The 1369-nt window shown below is 59.8% G+C and carries 1 protein-coding gene; it reads left to right on the top strand.

The annotated features are described in order from the left end of the window. Window positions 1-78 precede the first annotated feature (78 nt). Window positions 79-1104, top strand: coding sequence for an IS110 family transposase (locus JMF90_RS37205; protein WP_011549396.1), 1026 nt, complete (start codon window positions 79-81; stop codon window positions 1102-1104). The last annotated feature ends 265 nt before the right edge of the window (window positions 1105-1369 follow it).

The following is a 1369-nucleotide window of genomic DNA, read 5'->3' as shown; positions in this document are numbered from 1 at the left end:
CGCTTAATAGGATGGTCAGCCCGATCCTCACTCAGTGGACTACGCTGAGTGAGGATTTTGTCCTTCTGGAGGACCATCATGGACACGGTATCGCTGATCGGAGTCGATCTCGGCAAGCACTGCTTCCACCTGCATGGGCAGGATGCGTCAGGCAGGATGGTGTTCCGTAAGAAGCTCACGCGTAGCCAGATGTTCACGCTGCTGGGCAATTTCCCGAGTTGTACGGTGGTCATGGAGGCCTGCGCCGGTGCGCACTGGATCGCCCGCCGACTTCAGGCGCTGGGCCACGAGGCCAAGCTGATTTCCCCTCAGTTCGTCAAACCGTTCCGGCAAGGCAACAAGAACGATTTCGCGGATGCCCAGGCGATCTGCGAAGCTGCTTCACGACCGAGCATGCGTTTCGTGAGCCCGCACAACGAAGCTCAGCAGATCGTTTCAGCCTTGCATCGCGTGCGCGGGGGGCTGGTGCGCGAGCGCACCGGCACGATCAACCAAATTCATGCGTTTCTGTTGGAATTCGGCATCAGCTTGCCGCGCGGCATGGCGGTGATCCGGCGACTGCCCGCCGTGCTGGAGGCAGAATCGTTGCCGCCGCGGCTGGTAAGCGTGATCGAACGTCTGCACGCGCACTGCAAGTATCTGGACGAGCAGATCCATCAGCTCGAACGTGAGTTGCTTACCCAGCTACACGAGGACGAACGCAGCGAGCGGCTGCTCGAGATTCCCGGCATTGGCCCGATGACCGCCAGCGTGTTGATGTCGGAGTTGGGCGATGCGCGCCAATATGGTTCGGCAAGGCAGTTTGCGGCGTCGGTCGGGCTGGTGCCGCGGCAGTACAGCACCGGCGGCAAACCAACGCTCCTCGGCATCAGCAAGCGCGGGGACAAGGAATTGCGGCGGCTGCTGGTGCAATGTGCGCGGACCATCATGCAGCGCATCGAGCACCGCACGGATGCATTGGGCGTCTGGATTCGCGGCCTGTTGGCGCGACGACATTCGAACGTAGTGGCTTGCGCGTTGGCCAATAAATTGGCGAGGATCGCGTGGGCCATCCTCGCCAAAGGGACACACTACCGAAGCACCGAGGCTGTTCCCGCGGTCTGACGCTTCGTGTCGCTTACGGCTTCAGTTGCAGCAGTCACCTGGTTTTGCGACGCGAGATACGTGAAGGCATAAACGACTCAACGGCCGGACAAGTAACCTGACAACAAAAACAGCATCTCAATGCTGTACGCTTTTTGAGGTTTGCCCGGCGCGGCTCCCATCATGGGGCTGGATCACTCCATCCACGACCCCGGATAGATTCGAGCAAGTCCACTTTAGGTCAACACTGCCTCGCTTGCAAAAATCGGGCTGACCATAGATTTTT

Origin of the sequence: Burkholderia sp. E168m23 (genome assembly GCF_016586125.1) — a bacterium.
Taxonomy (GTDB): Bacteria; Pseudomonadota; Gammaproteobacteria; order Burkholderiales; family Burkholderiaceae; genus Burkholderia; species Burkholderia orbicola.
This window is presented reverse-complemented; position numbering and strand designations above follow the sequence as displayed.

What these genes read in the sequence shown, in the direction of transcription:
- JMF90_RS37205 (WP_011549396.1), top strand. Translation starts at nt 79, where the DNA reads ATGGACACGGTATCGCTGATCGGAGTCGATCTCGGCAAGCACTGCTTC.